This window comes from Nonomuraea rubra (assembly GCF_014207985.1).
GTDB lineage: Bacteria > Actinomycetota > Actinomycetes > Streptosporangiales > Streptosporangiaceae > Nonomuraea > Nonomuraea rubra.
Genome location: NZ_JACHMI010000001.1, coordinates 10,361,788 through 10,379,696, shown reverse-complemented (window position 1 = coordinate 10,379,696; position 17,909 = coordinate 10,361,788). Strand labels below are relative to the sequence as shown.

Annotated in this window: 15 protein-coding genes; 8 read left to right on the top strand and 7 right to left on the bottom strand. The window is 71.5% G+C overall.

Annotation, left to right across the window (positions count from 1 at the left end; translation table 11 throughout):
• The first annotated feature begins 144 nt into the window (after window positions 1-144).
• From HD593_RS47215 to HD593_RS62740, 8 genes are all read left to right on the top strand, one after another.
• The gene (locus HD593_RS47215; protein ID WP_185109424.1) at window positions 145-1,578 is read left to right on the top strand and encodes a gamma-aminobutyraldehyde dehydrogenase; all 1,434 of its coding nucleotides are present in this window, start codon (window positions 145-147) and stop codon (window positions 1,576-1,578) included.
• 21 nt (window positions 1,579-1,599) lie between these two features.
• A complete protein-coding gene (locus tag HD593_RS47210) occupies window positions 1,600-2,667 on the top strand; it encodes an ABC transporter ATP-binding protein (RefSeq protein WP_185109423.1) in 1,068 nt (355 codons plus the stop codon).
• 21 nt (window positions 2,668-2,688) lie between these two features.
• Entirely contained in the window at window positions 2,689-3,891 is a 1,203-nt protein-coding gene (locus tag HD593_RS47205) for a polyamine ABC transporter substrate-binding protein (RefSeq protein WP_246547106.1), read from the top strand.
• 3 nt (window positions 3,892-3,894) lie between these two features.
• The gene (locus HD593_RS47200) at window positions 3,895-4,746 is read left to right on the top strand and encodes an ABC transporter permease (protein ID WP_185109421.1); all 852 of its coding nucleotides are present in this window, start codon (window positions 3,895-3,897) and stop codon (window positions 4,744-4,746) included.
• Entirely contained in the window at window positions 4,743-5,528 is a 786-nt protein-coding gene (locus tag HD593_RS47195) for an ABC transporter permease (RefSeq protein WP_185109420.1), read from the top strand. Before HD593_RS47200 ends, HD593_RS47195 begins: the two co-directional genes overlap by 4 nt.
• Before the next feature lie 158 nt (window positions 5,529-5,686).
• Entirely contained in the window at window positions 5,687-7,081 is a 1,395-nt protein-coding gene (locus tag HD593_RS47190; RefSeq protein ID WP_185109419.1) for an NAD(P)/FAD-dependent oxidoreductase, read from the top strand.
• Between the two features lie 9 nt (window positions 7,082-7,090).
• Window positions 7,091-7,948: an alpha/beta hydrolase gene (locus tag HD593_RS47185; protein ID WP_221525333.1), complete on the top strand. Its 858-nt coding sequence runs from the start codon at window positions 7,091-7,093 to the stop codon at window positions 7,946-7,948.
• Between the two features lie 120 nt (window positions 7,949-8,068).
• A complete protein-coding gene (locus HD593_RS62740) occupies window positions 8,069-8,977 on the top strand; it encodes a serine hydrolase (protein WP_185109417.1) in 909 nt (302 codons plus the stop codon).
• Window position 8,978: 1 nt separating this feature from the next.
• On the opposite strand, the gene HD593_RS47175 is transcribed toward HD593_RS62740, so the two are convergent.
• Genes HD593_RS47175 through HD593_RS47145 form a run of 7 tightly spaced genes read right to left on the bottom strand, consistent with a single transcriptional unit; the run spans window position 8,979 to window position 17,884 of the window.
• Complete coding sequence (locus tag HD593_RS47175; protein WP_185109416.1) at window positions 8,979-10,487, bottom strand: DHA2 family efflux MFS transporter permease subunit; 1,509 nt, start codon at window positions 10,485-10,487, stop codon at window positions 8,979-8,981.
• 35 nt (window positions 10,488-10,522) lie between these two features.
• Window positions 10,523-13,606 carry an AfsR/SARP family transcriptional regulator gene (locus HD593_RS47170; RefSeq protein WP_246547104.1) on the bottom strand — a complete coding sequence of 1,028 codons (3,084 nt, stop codon included), beginning with the start codon at window positions 13,604-13,606 and terminating at the stop codon, window positions 10,523-10,525.
• 7 nt (window positions 13,607-13,613) lie between these two features.
• Window positions 13,614-14,357 carry an isocitrate lyase/PEP mutase family protein gene (locus HD593_RS47165; protein WP_185109415.1) on the bottom strand — a complete coding sequence of 248 codons (744 nt, stop codon included), beginning with the start codon at window positions 14,355-14,357 and terminating at the stop codon, window positions 13,614-13,616.
• Complete coding sequence (locus tag HD593_RS47160) at window positions 14,354-15,079, bottom strand: cytochrome P450 family protein (protein WP_185109414.1); 726 nt, start codon at window positions 15,077-15,079, stop codon at window positions 14,354-14,356. The genes HD593_RS47165 and HD593_RS47160 overlap by 4 nt, the downstream gene beginning before the upstream one ends.
• A gap of 45 nt (window positions 15,080-15,124) precedes the next feature.
• Complete coding sequence (locus HD593_RS47155) at window positions 15,125-15,808, bottom strand: DUF998 domain-containing protein (protein ID WP_185109413.1); 684 nt, start codon at window positions 15,806-15,808, stop codon at window positions 15,125-15,127.
• Window positions 15,805-17,016 carry a glycosyltransferase gene (locus HD593_RS47150; protein WP_185109412.1) on the bottom strand — a complete coding sequence of 404 codons (1,212 nt, stop codon included), beginning with the start codon at window positions 17,014-17,016 and terminating at the stop codon, window positions 15,805-15,807. The genes HD593_RS47155 and HD593_RS47150 overlap by 4 nt, the downstream gene beginning before the upstream one ends.
• A 55-nt stretch (window positions 17,017-17,071) precedes the next feature.
• A complete protein-coding gene (locus HD593_RS47145; protein WP_221525332.1) occupies window positions 17,072-17,884 on the bottom strand; it encodes a DMT family transporter in 813 nt (270 codons plus the stop codon).
• Between the last annotated feature and the right edge of the window lie 25 nt (window positions 17,885-17,909).

The window sequence follows — 17,909 nt, the reverse complement described above, 5'->3', positions numbered from 1 at the left end:
ACGAAATCCCTTGTCGCGATGCATCTGCTCTGTCAGAGTCGCGGCATCTCAGCCCACTCCACGAGGAGGTCATCCCATGACCGAGCTCGTCGAGGCAATCATCAGACACAGCACCATGGTCATGCGACCGACGAAGGAGGGCGAATGACCACCCGTCTGCAGAACTACATCAACGGTGAGTTCGTGGACGCCAAGAGCGGCCGATTCTCCGACATTATCGATCCGTGCACGGGTGAGGCCTATGTCCAGGCTCCCGTCTCGGGTCAGGAGGACATCGACGCCGCCTTCGCCGCCGCGGCCGCCGCGTTCGAATCGTGGGGCAGGACCACCCCGGGCGAGCGGGCCAACCTGCTGCTCAAGGTCGCCGACGCGATCGACGCCCGGGCCGATGAGATCAACGAGGCCGAGTGCCGCAACACCGGCAAGCCCCGGGCCCGCATGGCCGAGGACGAGACGCCGGTCGCCGCCGACCACTTCCGCTTCTTCGCGGGCGCGGCGCGCACGCTGGAGGGCCCCACGGCCGGCGAGTTCCTGGCCGAGCACACCAGCGTCATCAGGCACGAGCCGATCGGCGTCGTCGGCCAGGTGACGCCGTGGAACTACCCGATGATGATGGCGGTCTGGAAGATCGCCCCGGCGCTGGCGGCCGGCAACACGATCGTGCTCAAGCCGTCCGACACCACCCCGGTCTCCACGCTGAAGCTGGCCGAGATCCTCGGCGAGGTGCTGCCCGCGGGCGTCTTCAACGTCGTCACCGGCGACCGCGAGAGCGGCGCCATGGTGGTCAGCCACCCGACCGCCGCCATGGTGGCCATCACCGGCTCGGTCGGCGCGGGCATGTCGGTGGCCAAGAGCGCCGCCGACGACCTCAAGCGCGTGCACCTGGAGCTCGGCGGCAAGGCGCCGGTCGTGGTCTTCGAGGACGTCAAGGACCTGCGCAAGGCCGCCGGGGACATCGCCACCGCCGGCCTCTACAACGCCGGCCAGGACTGCACGGCCGCCTGCCGGGTGCTCGTGCACGAGAGCGTGCACGACGAGTTCGTGGCCGCGCTCACCGAGGCCGCCGCCGGCACCGTCACCGGCGACCTGAGCAACGAGGACGCGCTCTACGGCCCGCTCAACAACGAGAACCAGCTCGCCAGGGTCCAGGGCTTCATCGACCGGGTCCCCGGGCACGCCAAGGTCCTCACGGGCGGTCACCGCGTCGGCGACCAGGGCTACTTCTTCGCCCCGACCGTCGTGGACGGGCTGCGCCAGGACGACGAGATGGTGCAGAACGAGGTCTTCGGCCCCGTGATCACCGTCCAGACGTTCACCGACGAGGCCGACGCCCTGGCCAAGGCCAACGACGTCAAGTACGGCCTGAGCGGCTCGGTCTGGACCTCCGACCACGGCCGCGCCATGCGCATGTCGAACCGGCTCGACTTCGGCGTGGTCTGGGTCAACACGCACATCCCGTTCGTCTCGGAGATGCCGCACGGCGGCTTCAAGCACTCGGGATACGGCAAGGACCTGTCGGTGTTCGGTCTGCACGACTACACCAGGGTCAAGCACGTCATGCACTACATCGGCGAATAGCGGCAAGGAACGAACCTGGAAATGACCGGGCTGAGTGCGATTGAGCTTGCGGACGTCGTCAAGGAGTATCACTCGCATGGCGAGGTCGTCCAGGCAGTCAAGGGCGTGACGCTGGCCATCGAGGAGGGCGAGTTCTTCTCCCTCCTCGGCCCGTCAGGCTGCGGCAAGACCACGACCATGAGGATGATCGCGGGCTTCGAGGCGCCCACCAAGGGCCTGGTGAAGCTCTACGGCCAGGACGTCACGAACGTCCCGCCGAACAAGCGCGACGTCAACATGGTCTTCCAGTCCTACGCGCTCTTCCCGCACATGAGCGTCAGGGACAACGTGGCGTTCGGGCTCAAGCAGCGCGGGACGCCGAAGGCGGAGATCGACCGGCGGGTCGGCGAGATGCTGGAGATCGTCGACCTCGCCGACCGGGGCAGGCGCATGCCGCGCCAGCTCTCCGGCGGCCAGCAGCAGCGCGTGGCCCTGGCCAGGGCGCTGGTCAACCGGCCGCGCGCGCTGCTGCTCGACGAGCCGCTCGGCGCGCTCGACCTCAAGCTGCGCCAGGCCATGCAGATCGAGCTCAAGCGCATCCAGCGCGAGGTCGGCATCACCTTCGTGTACGTCACGCACGACCAGAGCGAGGCGCTGACCATGAGCGACCGCATCGCCGTCATGAACGACGGCGTGGTCGAGCAGCTCGCCGGCCCGCGCGAGATCTACGAACGGCCCGCCACGGCCTTCGTGGCCGGCTTCATCGGCACCTCCAACCTGCTCGCCGGCGCCGCGACCGGCGGCGAGCTGAAGGTCGGCGGCGGCAGGGTACTGGTGCCCGGCCACGACGGCGACGTGACGGTCACCGTGCGGCCCGAGAAGATCACCATCGGCACGGAGGAGCCCGCCCAGGGGCTGAGCGCCGTGCGCGGCACCGTGGCCGAAGTGGTGTATCTGGGCACGTATAACAGCTATGCGGTGGGGCTCGCTGACGGGGCCGAGGTCACCGTGTTCCAGCAGAACGCGCACGACGCCACGGCGACGGCGGAGCGGGGCGACTCCGTCTGGCTGTCGTGGCAGGCGCAGCACTCGTACGTGATTGGAAGTTGATAGCACCCCATGAACCCCTTCATGCGTGGAATGACGCAGCCCCGCACCCGTCGTGACGTCTTCCGCCTGGCCGGTTACTCCGCCGCCGGGCTCGCCCTGGCCGCCTGCGGCGTGCAGGGGCAGAAGGCGGCGCCGCCGAAGGCCGACGCCGTCGCCGACTACTGGGCCAAGCAGAAGAAGAACGGCAAGGTCGTCTTCGCCAACTGGCCCGAGTACATGCCCGAGGACAAGGGCCCGCTGGAGAAGTTCAAGCAGGACACCGGCATCGCGTACGAGTACAAGGAGGTCATCCAGGAGAACGCCGAGTTCTTCGGCAAGGCCGACCCCGTGCTGCGCGCCGGCCAGTCGCTGGGCTACGACATCGTCGTCATGACGAACGGCATCCAGCTCCAGCACATGATCGAGCTGGGCTACGCGGTGCCGCTCGACCAGTCCAAGCTGCCGAACTTCCAGGCCAACGCGGGCCAGAAGTACAAGGAGCGCTCGTACGACCCGGGCAACAAGTACACGGTGCCGTACACCTCCGGGGTGACGGGCATCGCGTACAACACCAAGTACGTCAAGGACGAGATCACCAGCATCGAGTCGCTGTTCGACCCCAAGTACAAGGGGCGGGTCGGCATGATGGCCGACGCCCAGGAGATCGCCAACTTCGGCATGATCGCGCTGGGCATCGACCCGGAGAAGTCCACCGAGGCGGACTGGAACAAGGCCGGCGAGAAGCTGAAGGCCCAGCGCGACGCCGGAATTGTGCGGAAATATTATGATCAGTCGTATATCGACGCCGTGTCGAAGGGCGACGTCTGGCTGACCATGGCCTGGTCCGGCGACGTGTTCCAGCGGCAGCTCGCCGGCGAGCCGGTCAAGTTCGTCGTGCCGGCCGAGGGCGGCACGATCTGGACCGACAACATGCTCATCCCCAAGGGCGCGGCCAACCCGGTGGACGCCCTCATGCTGATGGACTACCTCTACCAGCCCGCCGTGGCCGCCGAGCTGGACGAGTACATCCAGTACGTCACCCCGGTCCCCGCCGTGCAGGACCTGCTGCGCGAGAAGGCCGCGGCGGCCAAGGGCGAGGACAAGAAGGCGCTGGAGGACATGGTCAACAGCGCGCTCATGTTCCCCTCCGAGGCCGACTACGCCAAGCTGCGCAGCTACACCCAGCTCACCACCCAGCAGGAGCAGGTGTTCAACCCGATCTTCCAGTCCATCACCCAGGCGTAACCGATGCGGCGGCTCACCCCCTACCTGCTCGCGTTGCCGAGCTGGATGTGGCTGGCGATCTTCCTGGTCGTGCCCATGGTGGCGATGGCGTCGGTGTCGCTGCAGACGGGCAACGCCATCGACGGCTTCGCCATGACGTTCAGCTTCTCCAACTACACCGACGCGCTCGGCCGCTACAGCACCCAGCTCCTCCGGTCGCTGCTCTACGGCGGGCTCGCCACCGTGGCCATGCTGCTGATCGGGTACCCGGTGGCGTACTTCATCGCCTTCAAGGCCGGCGCCCGCAAGTCGATGTACCTGTTCCTGCTCCTGCTGCCGTTCTTCGTCTCGTTCGTGCTGCGCACGATCTCGTGGAACTTCCTGCTGTCGGACAACGGCATCCTGTTCGGCACGCTGAAGGGCTGGGGGCTGCTGCCCGAGGACTTCCACGTGCTGGCCACGACGTTCGCGGTGGTGGGCGGGCTGACCTACAACTTCCTGCCGTTCATGATCCTGCCGATCTACGTGGCGCTGGAGCGGGTGGACCCGCGGGTGGTCGAGGCGGCCCAGGACCTGTACGCGACGAAGGTGGCGGCCTTCAGGCGGGTGGTGCTGCCGCTGTCGCTGCCGGGGGTGTTCGCCGGGGTGCTGATGACGTTCGTGCCCGCCACGGCCGACCCGATCAACGCGGCCATCCTCGGCGGCACCTCCAACACGATGATCGGCAACATCATCCAGACCGAGTACCTGACCAACCTCGACTACCCGACGGCCTCGGCGCTGTCGTTCACGCTGATGGCGGTGCTGCTGGTGGGCATCTTCATCTACGCGCGGGCACTCGGGACCGAGAACGTGCTAGAGGCGGCGGCCCGATGAGGGGCGCGCGGGCCGGCGACCGGCTGCTGCACCTCTACACCTGGCTGGTCGTCATCTGGCTGTCGTCGCCGATCGCCGTGATGATCCTGTTCGGCTTCAACGACAAGCAGAGCAAGTCCAACACCACCTGGCAGGGCTTCACCCTGCGCTGGTACGCCGAGCTGTTCGACATCTCCGACCTCACCGTGGCGCTGCGCAACTCGCTGGTGATCGCCCTGGTCAGCACGGTCATCACCGTGGTGATCGGCACCATGCTCGGGCTCGCGCTCGGCAGGCACCGCTTCCGCGGCCAGGGAGCGACGAACTTCCTGGTCTTCGCCGCCATCTCGACGCCCGAGCTGGTCATGGGGGCGTCGCTGCTGTCGCTGTTCGTCTCCGGCAACGTGCCGCGCGACGCCAACACGATCATCATCTCGCACGTGCTGTTCTCGCTGTCGTTCGTCGTGGTCACGGTCCGGGCGCGGGTCGTCACGCTCGACCCCTCCCTGGAGGAGGCCGCCAGGGACCTGGGCGCGACGGCGTGGGGCACGTTCAGGCAGGTGACGCTGCCGGCGATCCTGCCGGGCGTGATGGCGGGCGGCATGCTGGCGTTCGCGCTGTCCATCGACGACTACGTGGTGACCAGCTTCGTCAACGGCTCGACCGTCACCTTCCCGCTGTGGATCGTCGGCGCGGTGAAGACCGGCATCCCGCCGCAGGTCAACGTCATGGGTACGCTGATCTTCTGCATCGGGGTGCTGATCGCCGTGGGCAACGCGGTCGCGGCGCGCCGCCGTAGCTGAGAGCATTCTTCCGGATCCCCCTCCGCAGGTCGCGGAGGGGTTTCACCTTGGCCAAGAACAGGGAGGCGAGATCGGATTCCGGCGGGGGGAACCCGCGCGTGACACCTCATTCGTCCCGCAATTTCAATACTGAGACTTTCGTAAGGGAAGTGGGATTTGTGGATCCGCTGAAGGCGCTGGCTGACGCGGAGCGCAAGCCGTACTGGCTGGACAGCCCGGCCAGACCCGAGCCGCAACCGCGGCTCTTCGGACACACCACCGCCGACCTGGTCGTCGTCGGCGGCGGCTTCTCGGGGCTCTGGACGGCCCTGATGGCCAAGGAGCGCGACCCCTCGCTGGACGTCGTCCTGCTGGAGGGCCGCAGGATCGGCTGGGCGGCCACCGGCCGCAACGGCGGCTTCTGCATGGCGACCCTCACCCACGGCCTGGCCAACGGGCTGGAGCGGTGGCCCGAGGAGATCGACCGGCTCGAACGCATGGGCGTCGAGAACCTCGACGAGATCGAGCGCACGCTGGAGCGCTACGGCGTCGACTGCTCGTTCGAACGCACCGGCGAGCTGCACGTGGCCACCGAGGAGTGGCAGCTCGACGGCCTCAACGAACACCTCGACCTGATCTCCGACCTCGGCCTCGACTACCTGCCGCTGGACCGGGAGCAGGTGCGGGCCGAGGTGAACTCGCCCACCTACCTCGGCGGGCTCTGGGAGCGCAGCGGCTGCGCCATGCTGGACCCGGCCCGGCTGGTGTGGGGGCTGCGGGACGCGTGCCTGCGGCTCGGCGTACGCGTCCACGAGCGCACCCCGGTCCGCTCGATGGCCGACGACGGCACGACGATCACCCTGCGCACGCCGCACGGCACGGTGGGCGCGCGCCAGGTGGCACTGGGCACCGGGGTCTTCCCGCCGCTGCTGCGGCGGCTGAAGCACTTCGTGGTCCCGGTGTACGACTACGTGCTGATGACCGAGCCCCTGACCGAGGCCCAGCTCGACGCGGTGGGCTGGCGCAACCGGCAGGGCGTGGGAGACTCGGGCAACCAGTTCCACTACTACCGGCTGACCGACGACAACCGGATCCTGTGGGGCGGCTACGACGCCGTCTACTACAACGGGGGCCTGGTCAAGCCGGAGTACGACCAGCGCGACGAGACGTTCGTCAAGCTCGCGCGGCACTTCTACGACACCTTCCCGCAGCTCGACGGGGTGCGGTTCACCCACAGGTGGGGTGGCGTGATCGACACGTGCAGCCGGTTCAGCGCCTTCTACGGGCAGGCGCACGGCGGCCGGCTCGTCTACGCCGCCGGCTACACCGGCATGGGCGTCGGCGCCACCCGGTTCGGCGCGAACGTCATGCTGGACCTGCTGTCGGGCAAGCCCACCGACCGCACCGAGCTGCGCATGGTGAAGGAGAAGCCGATGCCGTTCCCGCCCGAGCCGGTGCGGTCGGGGGTGATCCAGTTCACCCGCTGGTCGATCGCGCAGGCCGACCAGCACCAGGGCCGGCGCAACCTGTGGCTGCGCGCGCTCGATCGCATGGGCCTCGGGTTCGACTCGTAGCCTGTGCGTATGAGAGTGGAATTCACGGCTGACGGCCTCACGCTGGCCGGCGACCTGCGGGTGCCGGACGGCGTGGGGCCGTGGCCCGCGCTGGTGTTCACCGGGCCGTTCACCGGAGTGCGTGACCAGGTCACGGGCCTGTACGCGGCCCGGCTGGCCGAGCGGGGCTATGCCACGCTGGCCTTCGACCACCGCAACTGGGGCGAGTCGGAAGGGCGGCCGCGCCGCCACGAGGACCCGCAGGGCAAGCTGCACGACCTGCGGGCGGCGGTGTCGTTCCTGCGGTCGCGGCCCGAGGTGGACCGTGAACGGATCGGGGCGGTGGGGATCTGCCTCGGCGGGGGATACGCGCTCAAGTTCGCCGCCTTCGACCCCCGGGTGAAGGCGTTCGCGGCGATCGCCGGGGCGTACAACAATCCCTACGCGATGCGCGGCGCGGACCTGGCGCCCTACCTGGACGTGCTGGAGCGGCAGGACCTGGGCGGGCCGGTCGAGTACCTGCCGGCGGTCGCCGAGCAGGGCGAGGCCGCGATGCCCGGCGACGAGCCGTACGCGTACTACGGCGGCGAGCGCGGCGCGTCCCCGCACTGGTCGAACGAGGTGACCAGGGCCAGCGTGCTGGAGCTGCTCACCATGGACAACATGACGGGCAGCGACTTCCTGTCGCCGAAGCCGGCGCTGATCGTGCACGGGCTGGTGGACCGGTTCTGCCCGCCGGAAGGGGCCGAGGAGGTGTTCAAGCGGCTCGACCAGCCGAAGAAGATCGTCTGGGTGGACGCCAAGCAGCACATCGACCTCTACGACCGCGAGCCGTACGTCACGCAGGCCGTGGACGCGACCGCGGACTTCCTGGGCGAGCACCTCTGAGCCCGGCCCCGGGCAAGGTGGTGCTGAAGGTCTCGCCAGGAAACCGCCTGGCGGGATGGGCAGGGCCGCCCGGCCGGGCATCATCCGTACGACCCCCGACGAGATCACGGGGGGTCGTGCGTGCGTGGGAAGTGGATGGCCTGGCTCGGGCTGGCGGTCGCGGCCGGCTGCGGGGCCGGGAAGGCGCCGGTGGTGCCCGCCGCGGTGGAGGCGCCGGTCAAGGTCGCACGCTGTGTCCTGAAATTTCGTGACATCCGGGCGGGCAACACCGCCCGGGCGCGGCTCGAACGGGACCTCGCCCAGTACATGCGCGACCGGCCGGGCCGGATCGTCTACGGCGCCCTGGACCTGGTGACCGGGGTCCGGCTGGGGCAGGGGGAGCACGAGCACGACATGATCACCGCCAGCGGCGCCAAGGTCGACATCCTCGCCGCGCTGCTGGCCGGCCGCGACTCCCGCCTCGACGAGGGAGAGCGGGACCTGGCCAACCGCATGATCAGGGAGAGCGACAACAGCGCCGCCGACGTGTTGTGGTCGCGGATCGGCGGCGGCGGGGCCATGAGCGACTTCTACCGCCGGATCGGGCTGAAGGAGACCACGCCGGGGCCCAGCAAGTACTGGGGCGGCACCAGCACCAGCCCCGCCGACCGCATCCGCCTGCTGAAGGTGCTGATCAAGGGTGGCAGGGGGCTGACCTCCGGCGATCGCGGGATGGTGCTCGGGCTGATGGAACGGGTGCAGAAGGACCAGGCGTGGGGCGTCAGCGCCGCCGCCAGGCCGGGGGACCGGGTGGCGCTGAAGAACGGGTGGACGCCGCGGCCGTTCATCGCCAACACGTGGGCCGTGACCAGCTACGGCCGCGTCGTGGGGCCGGGGCGCGACCTCCTGCTGTCGGTGCAGACCGACCGGCAGCCGGGCGAGGGGACGGGCATCCAGACCATCGAGGGCATCGCCCGGATGATCGGCCACCGCCTCGACGGTCTCTCCCCGACGAGAACCCGCCCCTGCCCGACGAACCCCATCGCGTGACCTAGTGCGCGCCGGCCAGCACCTCCTCCGGGATTTCCTTCGGCACGCCGCGCAGGCCCACCAGCGCGAGGACCGCCACCACGGCCAGCAGGCTCGCCGTGACGATCGAGGTCACGTGCACCCCTTCGACGAAGGCCACCTGCGCGGCCCGTACGAGCTGGTCCGCCTGCTCCGCGGGGAGTGCGGCGGCCAGGTTCAGCGCGCCGGCGATCGACTCCCTGGCCGCCTCGGCCGGGACCCCGGCGGGCACCTCCAAGCCGGCCCGGTAGGCGCTGGTCAGCACCGTGCCCAGGATCGCGATGCCGAGCGCGCCGCCCAGCTCGAACGCGGTCTCCGACACCGCGGCGGCGGCCCCCGCACGCTGCCGCGGCGCCGTGGCGAGCACGTTGTCGTTGTTGACGGTGAAGGCGAAGCCGACCCCCATGCCGCCTATCACCATGACGGGCAGCAGCGTCAGGTAGTTCAGCTCGGTGCCGAGCGTGGCGTAGAAGGCGAACGAGAGCGCGTTCATGGCCAGGCCCAGCGCGACCACGCCGTTCCTGCCGAGGTACCGGATGAGCTTGGCGGCCAGCACGCCGCCCACCGCGCCGCTCAGCCCGCCCGGTAGCTGCGCGAGCCCCGCCTGCAGCGGCGACCAGCCGAGCACGAGCTGCAGGTACCAGGCGAACATCAGCATCATGGCCGACATCGCGAAGATCGCCAGCAGGTTCGTCAGGATCGAGGCGGTGAAGGCGCGGCGCGCGAAGAGCCGCACGTCGATGAGCGGATCGGCGAGCCTGGTCTGCCGCCACACGAACAGCGCCAGCAGCACGACCCCCGCCACGCCCGCCGCCACCACGTCCGCGTGCCCGGCGCCCTGGTGTGCCGCCTCCTTGATGGCGTAGATGGCGGTCACGATGCCGGCGAACGACAACACCACGCTGAGCAGGTCGATCCTGCCTGCGTGCGGGTTGCGCGACTCCGGCAGCACCAGGATGCCGCCTACCAGCACCAGCGCCATGATCGGCACGTTGATCAGGAAGACCGAGCCCCACCAGAAGTGGTCCAGCAGCAGGCCCCCGACCACGGGGCCGACGGCGAAGCCCGCCGCGCTCATCCCGCTCCAGATGCCGATGGCCGCCGTGCGCTCGCCGGGCTCGGTGAACACGTTCCTGATGATCGACAACGTCGAGGGCATGATGGTGGCGCCGGCCACGCCCAGCAGCGCCCTGGCCGCGATCAGCAGCTCGGGGGTCGGCGCGTACGCGGTGACCGCCGAGGCCGCGCCGAACGCGACGGCGCCGATCAGGAGCAGGCGCTTGCGGCCGATGCGGTCGCCGAGGTTGCCCATGGTGACGAGCAGGCCGGCCAGCGCGAAGCCGTACATGTCGCCGATCCACAGCAGTTGCGTGGAGGTCGCGCCGAGGTCGGCCACCAGCCGGGGCAGGGCGAGGTGCAGGACCGTGAGATCGAGGGACAGCAGCAGCGTGGCCAGGCAGGCGATCGCCAGGCAGGCCCATTTGTTCTTCATGCCGCACACTCTGGTCAGGGCGGCTGACGGCGGGCCTACCGTTCGCTGACGGGCCCGGTGAGCGGGCCGCCGATCGGGTTGCCGATCTCCGCCAGGGCGGCGTCGATGCGGGCGCGGGTCTCCTCGGTGCTGTACCAGTTGCCGGGGCACACCTCGCGGGCCTCGACCAGCAGCGCTCGGGCCGCGTCCAGGTCGCCACGCTCCATCTCGACCAGGCCCAGCCCGAGCAGCGCCCAGGCCAGGGTCTCCATGGAGCCGTTGCGGCGCGACAGTTCGGCCGCCTCCGCATAGTCAGCCCGCGCGTCCTGGACGCCGCTCAGGAAACTCCGCGCGTCACCGCGGCGGCACAGCCCCTCGGCGGTCTCCGTGGCCGAGCCCAGCTCCCGCGCCAGCGCGAGCACCTCGTCGGCGAGCGCGAGCGCGGCCCGGTAGTCACCCTGCTTCTGGCGCAGAGCCCCGAGGCCGGACAGCACCAGCACCATGCCCCACCGCTCGCCGATGGCCCTGAACCCGGCCAGACTCTGCTCGAAACGGTCCAGCGCCTCGTCGATCCGGCCGAGTACCTGCAGGACGAACGCATGGCCGCAGTAGGCCAGCGCCTGCTTCCACGGCGACAGGCCGCTGACCGCGTCCATGTAGAACTGCTGCATCTCCCCGAAGTCCGTGGGCGGCCCGGTGAACATCGACAGCAGCATCATCATGAACTCGACCCGCACCGGCACGTAGTCGATGGGCAGCAGCCGCCGCACCTCGGCCAGCCGCGTGCGCAGCGGCTCGTCCATGCCTCCCGCCCAGGCCATGACGAGCACGCACATGCCGTACTCCTCCTCGAGCCCGGGCAGGCGCCGCTCGCCCAGCGCGGCCAGCAGGGCGGCCGCCAGGTTCGCGCTCGCGGTGCGGTGGCCGCGCATCCACCAGTAGCAGGCACTGTGAGCCAGCAGCCGCACGCCCAGCTCGAACTGCCCGCTCTCGGTAGCCCAGCGCACGGCCGCGTCGAGGTCGCCGCTCTCCTCGTCGAGCCTGGCCAGCCACTCCATCTGCGCGCCGGTACGCAGCAGCGGGTCGGCCGTCCGCAGCAGATCCAGGTAGTAGCGGGCGTGCGCGTCGCGGGTCGTGGCCGCCTCGCCCGACTCCTCCAGCCGTTCCGCGCAGAACGCCCGGATCGTCTCCAGCATCCTGAACCGGCCGTCCGCGAACTCCACCAGCGACTTCTCCGCCAGCGAGAACAGCACCTCCTCCGGCAGCCCGCACACCCGCTCGGCCACCTCCGGCCGCGCCCCGGCCACGAACGTGCTCAGCCGCCTGGCCATCACCTGCTCGTCCTCGTCCAGCAGGTCCCAGCTCCAGGCCACGACCGCGTGCAGCGTCTGGTGGCGGGGCAGCGCCGTACGGCTGCCGCGGGTCAGCAGCCTGAACCGGTCGTCGAGCCGGGCCGCGACGTCGGCGACCGACAGCGTACGCAGCCGGGCCGCCGCCAGCTCGATGGCCAGCGGCAGCCCGTCGAGGGCCCGGCAGATGCGGACGACATGCCCGGCGTTGCCCGCGTCCACCGCGAAGCCGGGCCGCACGGCGGCGGCGCGGTCGGCGAACAGCCGCACCGAGGGGTAGCCGAGAGGCTCGTCCGTCTCGGTCGGCGGCAGCCGCAGCGGCGCCACGGGCAGGATCGACTCGCCCGTGATGCCCAGCGCCTCCCGGCCCGTCACCAGCACGCGCAGGTCGGGGCAGGCGGCCAGCAGGTGGTCGGCCAGCTCGGCGGTGGCCGACACCAGGTGCTCGCAGTTGTCCAGGACCAGCAGCAGCTCGCGGCCGGCCAGCGCGGCGACGAGCCTGGCCTCGGGGTCCAGGGTGGGGCGCTCGTGGATGAGCAGGACGGCGTCGCGGATGCCGAGGGCGGCCAGCACGGCCTGCGGCACGCCGTCGCCGTCGGAGACGGGGGCGAGCGGCACGAAGCACACGTCGCCCGGCTCCTGCGCGGCCGTCTCGATGGCCAGCCTGGTCTTGCCCGCGCCGCCGGGGCCGATCAGCGTCACGAGCCTGCTGTCCCTGAGCCTCGCCCCGACCTGCGCCAGCTCCTCGGCACGGCCCACGAAGCTGGTGAGCTGCGCCCGCAGCCCCTGCCTCGCCGCCTGCCCACCCACCCCCTGCGCCCCCACCCCGTCCCCGAGCCCGGCGCCGGGCGCAGCAGGATGTGTGGGGCCGGGCGCGGCCGGGTGCGCGGCTCTGAGCGCGGGCGGATATGCGCTGCCGGGCGCCGTCGACTGCGCCGCGCCGGGCGCTGCGGGATGCGCGCCTCCGAGCGCGGCCGGCGGGGCGGGCGGGTAGCTGCCGCCGGAGGTGGGTGGGGGCGTGGGCGGGTGCGTGGTGGTGAGGGCGGGTGGGTGGGTGGGGCCGAGGGCGGGGTCGGCTCTGAGGACGGCCAGGTGGGCGGCGGCGAGCTCGGCGCCGGGCTCGATGCCCAGCTCCTCGTCCAGCAGCTTCCTGGTCTCCTCGTAGACGGTCAGCGCCTCCGCCTGCCGCCCGCTGCCGTACAGGGCCCGCATGAGCTGGGCGCGCAGCCGCTCGCGCAGCGGGTGCGCGGCCGTGAGCTGGCTCAGCTCGGCCACCAGCTCCCGGTGCCGGCCGAGGTCGAGCTCCGCCTGCGCGCGGTCCTCCGTGGCGGCCAGCCGCAGCTCCTCCAGGGCTGCCGCGGCGGCCTCGGCGTGCGGGGCGTCGGCGAGCGGCGCCCCCCGCCACAGCTCCAGCCCCTCGCGCAGCAGCGCAGCCGCCCGCGCGGGGTCGCCGCCGGCCAGCGCCTGCCGGCCCTCGGAGGTCAGCAGCTCGAACCTGCGCGCGTCCACGTCCCCCGGGTCGGCGACCAGCCGGTACCCGGCCGGGTGGAACTCCACCAGATCCCGCCCCAGCGCCCGCCGCAGCCGGGACACCTGCGACTGCAGCGCGTTGGCCACGCCCTCGGGGGGACGGTGGCCGTACATGCCGTCCACGAGCTGCTCCGCGCCGACGACGCGGCCGGCGTGCAGGGCGAGCAGCGTCAGCAGGGCACGGACGCGGGGGCCGCCGAGCGTGACCGGCTCGCCGTCCTCGCCCAGCACGTTCGTGGGCCCGAGGATCTGGAAGCGCATACCTCGATTATCGCGGCAACCAGGCGACGATCTCGGTATATGTCGGGATCGGCGGGGCCTGCTCGCCGCGAGCGGAGAGCGCCGTGCCCAGCGCCGCCGCCAGCGCGGCCCGGTAGAGCAGCGACCCGGTGCTCACCCTGGCCACCCCGGCCTCGGCCAGCCGGGCCAGGCCGGGCCCGCCCTGCTGGTGGAGCACGTTGAGCGGCAGCGGCGTGCTCGCCGCCACCTTCGCGATCTCGTCCAGGTCGCTCAGCCCCGGCACGAAGACGCCGTCGGCGTGCCCGTAGGCGTCCACCCGCTCGTAGGTGCCCGCGCCGTCCCCCAGCCAGTACGTGTCCGTGCGCGCGTTGACGAACACCCCGTGCCCCGTGGCGGCCTCGATGATCCGCTGCTGCAGCTCGATCGGCCGCAGCGTGCCGTCCGGGCGGCCGTCCTCCAGGTTGACGCCCGCCACGCCCAGCGCGGCCAGGCCCGCCACCAGCTCGCCCACCTCGGCGGGGTCGTCGCTGAAGCCGCCTTCGAGGTCCACCGTCACCAGGACGCCCAGGCCGCTGATCGCCTCCGCCAGCTCGATCGTCTCGGCCCTGGTGGCGCCGGCCGCGTCAGGTCTGCCGTGCACGGCTGCCACGCCGAGGCTGGTCGTGCCGATCGCGGGGAAGCCGTGCGCGGCCAGGCAGGCCGCGGAGCCGTAGTCCCAGGCGTTGGGCAGCAGCAGCGGGTCGCCCGCGCGGTGCAGGTCGCGGAAGTTCATTTCAGCAGTCCCTCCAGTACGCCGGCCGCCAGCGCGAGCGCGTGCTCGGGGGCGGGGCAGGGGCGTACGCCGTGGCCGAAGGTCAGGTGCGGAACGTGGCCGAGCGCGGGATCGTACGCGGCGGGGTCGCGGTTGGCGGCGACCAGGTCGATCGTCACCTCGCCGCCGGTGTGCGTGTCCAGCCGGCGGGTGGCCTTGAGCGGCGGGTCCCGCCTGAGCGTCTCGCGCAGCAGCGCGTCGATGTCCTGATCCGGCGTGGCGTGCTCCAGCGCGTTCTCGATGAGCCCCTCCGTGGCGGCGTGCGCCTGGAGCAGCAGCGTGATCACCGGGATGCCGGTCTGCTTCAGCAGCTCGGCCACGGCGGCGTCGGCCTGCGGGCTCTCCTCGCCCGACAGGTAGCCGGCCGCGGCGGCGGGCACCGCACCGGTGTCCTCGACTCCCAGCGCGGCTCCGAGCACGGCCGTCGGCACCCCACGCCAGTCGCCGCCCCGCTGCCTGGTCAGCGCCTCGGCGGCCGATCGCAGCCCGGCGGGGTCCAGCCCGCCCAGCAGCTCGGCCAGCTCCCGGCGCCGCCGCGTGTGCGTCTCGCCGGTGCTGAACCGGGACACGCGGGCACGCAGCCAGGCCAGCGTCCCTTCCTCGCCGTCCTGGCGTACGGGTGGCGGCACGTACCTCGTGTCGGAGAGCACCGCCTCGGCTTCGGCATGACGTGTGATGAGCATGAGGCCACGCTAGGGCGCGGTCCTTTCGGCGGTGGTCGAAGTATGTCAGGCGGCCAGGCGTTCCTGACCCTGGCTCTGGTGTTCCGCCTCGGGCTGCGTGGCGGGCACGGGCTCGCTCCTCGCGACGGCCCGGCCGGAGAAGGCGGCCAGCGCCATGGCGATGAGCAGCGCCATCTCGGCCAGCACGACGCCGCGCTCCAGCATCCCGTAGTAGCCGCCGCCGTTGATCAGCGGGGAGAGGAAGGAGGCCGGGTGGGCCGCCAGGTAGATCCCGAGCGTCGCCCCGGCGGCCACGCTGATCGCGCGGACCGCGTTCCAGCCGGGGGCGGCGGCCCGGCCCCTGGCCAGGACCCAGCCGGCGACGGGCAGCGAGGTGAACACGACCGCCGCCGACCAGCGGTGGATCTCGCCGGAGACCGTACCGATCTGCGAGGTGCCCGGGTCGGTCGGAAAGATCGCGCTCATCATCAGCCCCGCCGCCCCCGCCACCAGTAGCACCCGGGTGGGCGCGGTGCGGGCCGGGTCGAGGGTGGCCAGCCCGTACGCCAGGCACAGGCAGGCCGCCGCCAGCGCCAGCATCCCGATCAGTACGGGCACCAGCCCGCCGGAGACCAGCGCGTAGTCACTGAGCAGCACCTGGGTGGGCAGCGCCACGTCCGCGTACGCGAGCGCGCCGGCCGACACCAGCGTGCCGATCATCGTGCCCCAGACGCTCTGCCTGGGCGTCATCGCATCACCTCGTCATAGATCCGCTCGAACCGGGCGAGGGACGCCTGGTCGTCATGGGTGAGTGCCAGCTCCCTGCTGGCCTTGCCGAGCCGGGCGCGCAGGCCGTCGTCGGCGAGGATGGCAGTCAGGTGCCGGGCCAGCGCGACCACGTCACCGGGCTGGTAGAGGTAGCCGTTGTCGTCCACCAGGTGCGGCAGCGCCATCGCGTCGGCGGCCACCACGGGCAGCCCCGAGGCCATGGCCTCCAGCGTGGCGATGCTCTGCAGCTCGGCGATGCCGGGCATGGCGAACACGTCGGCGGCGGCGAAGGCCTGCGGCATGTTCTCGTCGGCCACGAAGCCGAGGAAGAACACCCGCTCGCTGACGCCGATGCGCCTGGCCAGCCGCGTCAGCTCCTCCCGCTGGTTGCCCTTCCCGACGAAGGCGACCTGCGCGTCGGTCTCGTTGAGCACCAGCGGCAGCGCGCGGACCACCTCGTCGAGGCGCTTCTCCTCGTCCAGGCGGCCGACGAACAGGATCGTGGGCCTGTCGGGCAGGTCGAACATCTTGCGCGCCCACGCCTTGGGCTCGGCGTGCGGGTGGAACCTGCCCAGGTCGATGCCGCAGGAGACGGGCTCGACGCCGCGCCCGAAGCCCTGGTCGGCCAGCAGCTTGGCGGCCAGCGGGGTGGGCGTGGTGATGTGGTCGGCCCGGTTGAAGATGCGGCTGAAGTCGCGCCAGGCCAGCTTGCCCGCCTTCTCCCGCAGCCGCGCGGGGATGTGGGCGAACTGGAAGAGGTTGTCGGGCATGAAGTGGTTGGTGGCCACGATCGGCACGCCGGCCCGGCGGGCGGCGGCCATGGCGGCCCTGCCGACCACGAAGTGGCCCTGGGTGTGCAGCACGTCGGGCTTGACGATGGAGACGAGCCGGTCGAGCCTGGTCGGCACGGTGAAGCGCATGGTCGGGTGGACCAGCAGCGGCGCCGAGCGCAGCCGGTGCACGATCACGCCGTCGCACACGTCGGCGCTGGCCGGGCCCAGGTCCGACTGGCAGACGACGTGCACCTCGTTGCCTCGTGCCGCCAGGCCGGTGGCCAGGCGATGGGTGAAGTAGGCGGCGCCGTTCACGTCGGGTGGGTAGGTGTCGGACGAGATGAGGATGCGGCGCGGGCGCTCGGGAGCGGGGGAGAGCGCGGCGCGGTCGGGGACGCTGTGCAGGGGCATGGCCATGTCGATGAACTCCGATGTCAGGGATGGCTTGGGGAGAGCCGTGAACGGGGGAATCTCATGCGGGGTCGTGATGGGCCTCCAGCGGGCTGGTCCGCGCCAGGGCGACGGTGCCCGCGGCGGTCAGCAGGGCCGCCAGGACCGGCAGGATCCCGGTCGGCAGCGGCTCGCCCAGCAGCAGCGCGCCGAACGCCACCGCGGTCAGCGGGTCGGCGATCTGCAGCGAGGCGAAGGAGACACCGAAGTGCCCGACGGCGTAGGCCCGCTGGAGCATCATCAGCGCCAGCAGCGCGGGGATCGGCAGCGCCAGCAGGTACCACCAGTTCCAGGCGCCGTCCACCAGCACCCGCATGAGGGTGGCGGTGGCGCCGTACAGCACTCCTGAGCTGGTCGCCAGCAGCGCCGCCCGGCCGGCGGGCGAGACCGCCTTCGAGCCGGCCCACAGCAGCACCGCCGCCACCCCCGCCACGCCCAGCAGCGTGAGCACGCCGTTCGGGCTGAGGTAGGTGGGGCCGTGCGACTCGGGGACCAGCAACACCAGCCCGATCAGCCCGACCGCCACCACGCCGGCCGAGACCAGCTCGGCGCGCGACGGCCGGCGGCCGTGCAGCGTGGCGGCCAGGGGCAGTGCGAACAGCAGGCTGGCCACCCCCATCGGCTGCACGATCGTCAGCGGTCCGAGCCCGAGTGCGACGATGTGCAGGCCACCACCCGCCAGGATGGACGCGCCGCCGAGCAGCCAGCGCGGCCTCCGGAGCAGCGCGAGCAGCCCCGGCTTGGCGGAGCCGACCGCCTCGAACTGCTGCAGTGCGGCCCCGAGCGCGAAGAACAGCGAACCGACCAGGGCGATCACCGCGGCCAGCACAGTCATGCGCACTCCTTTCAGACGGATGGTT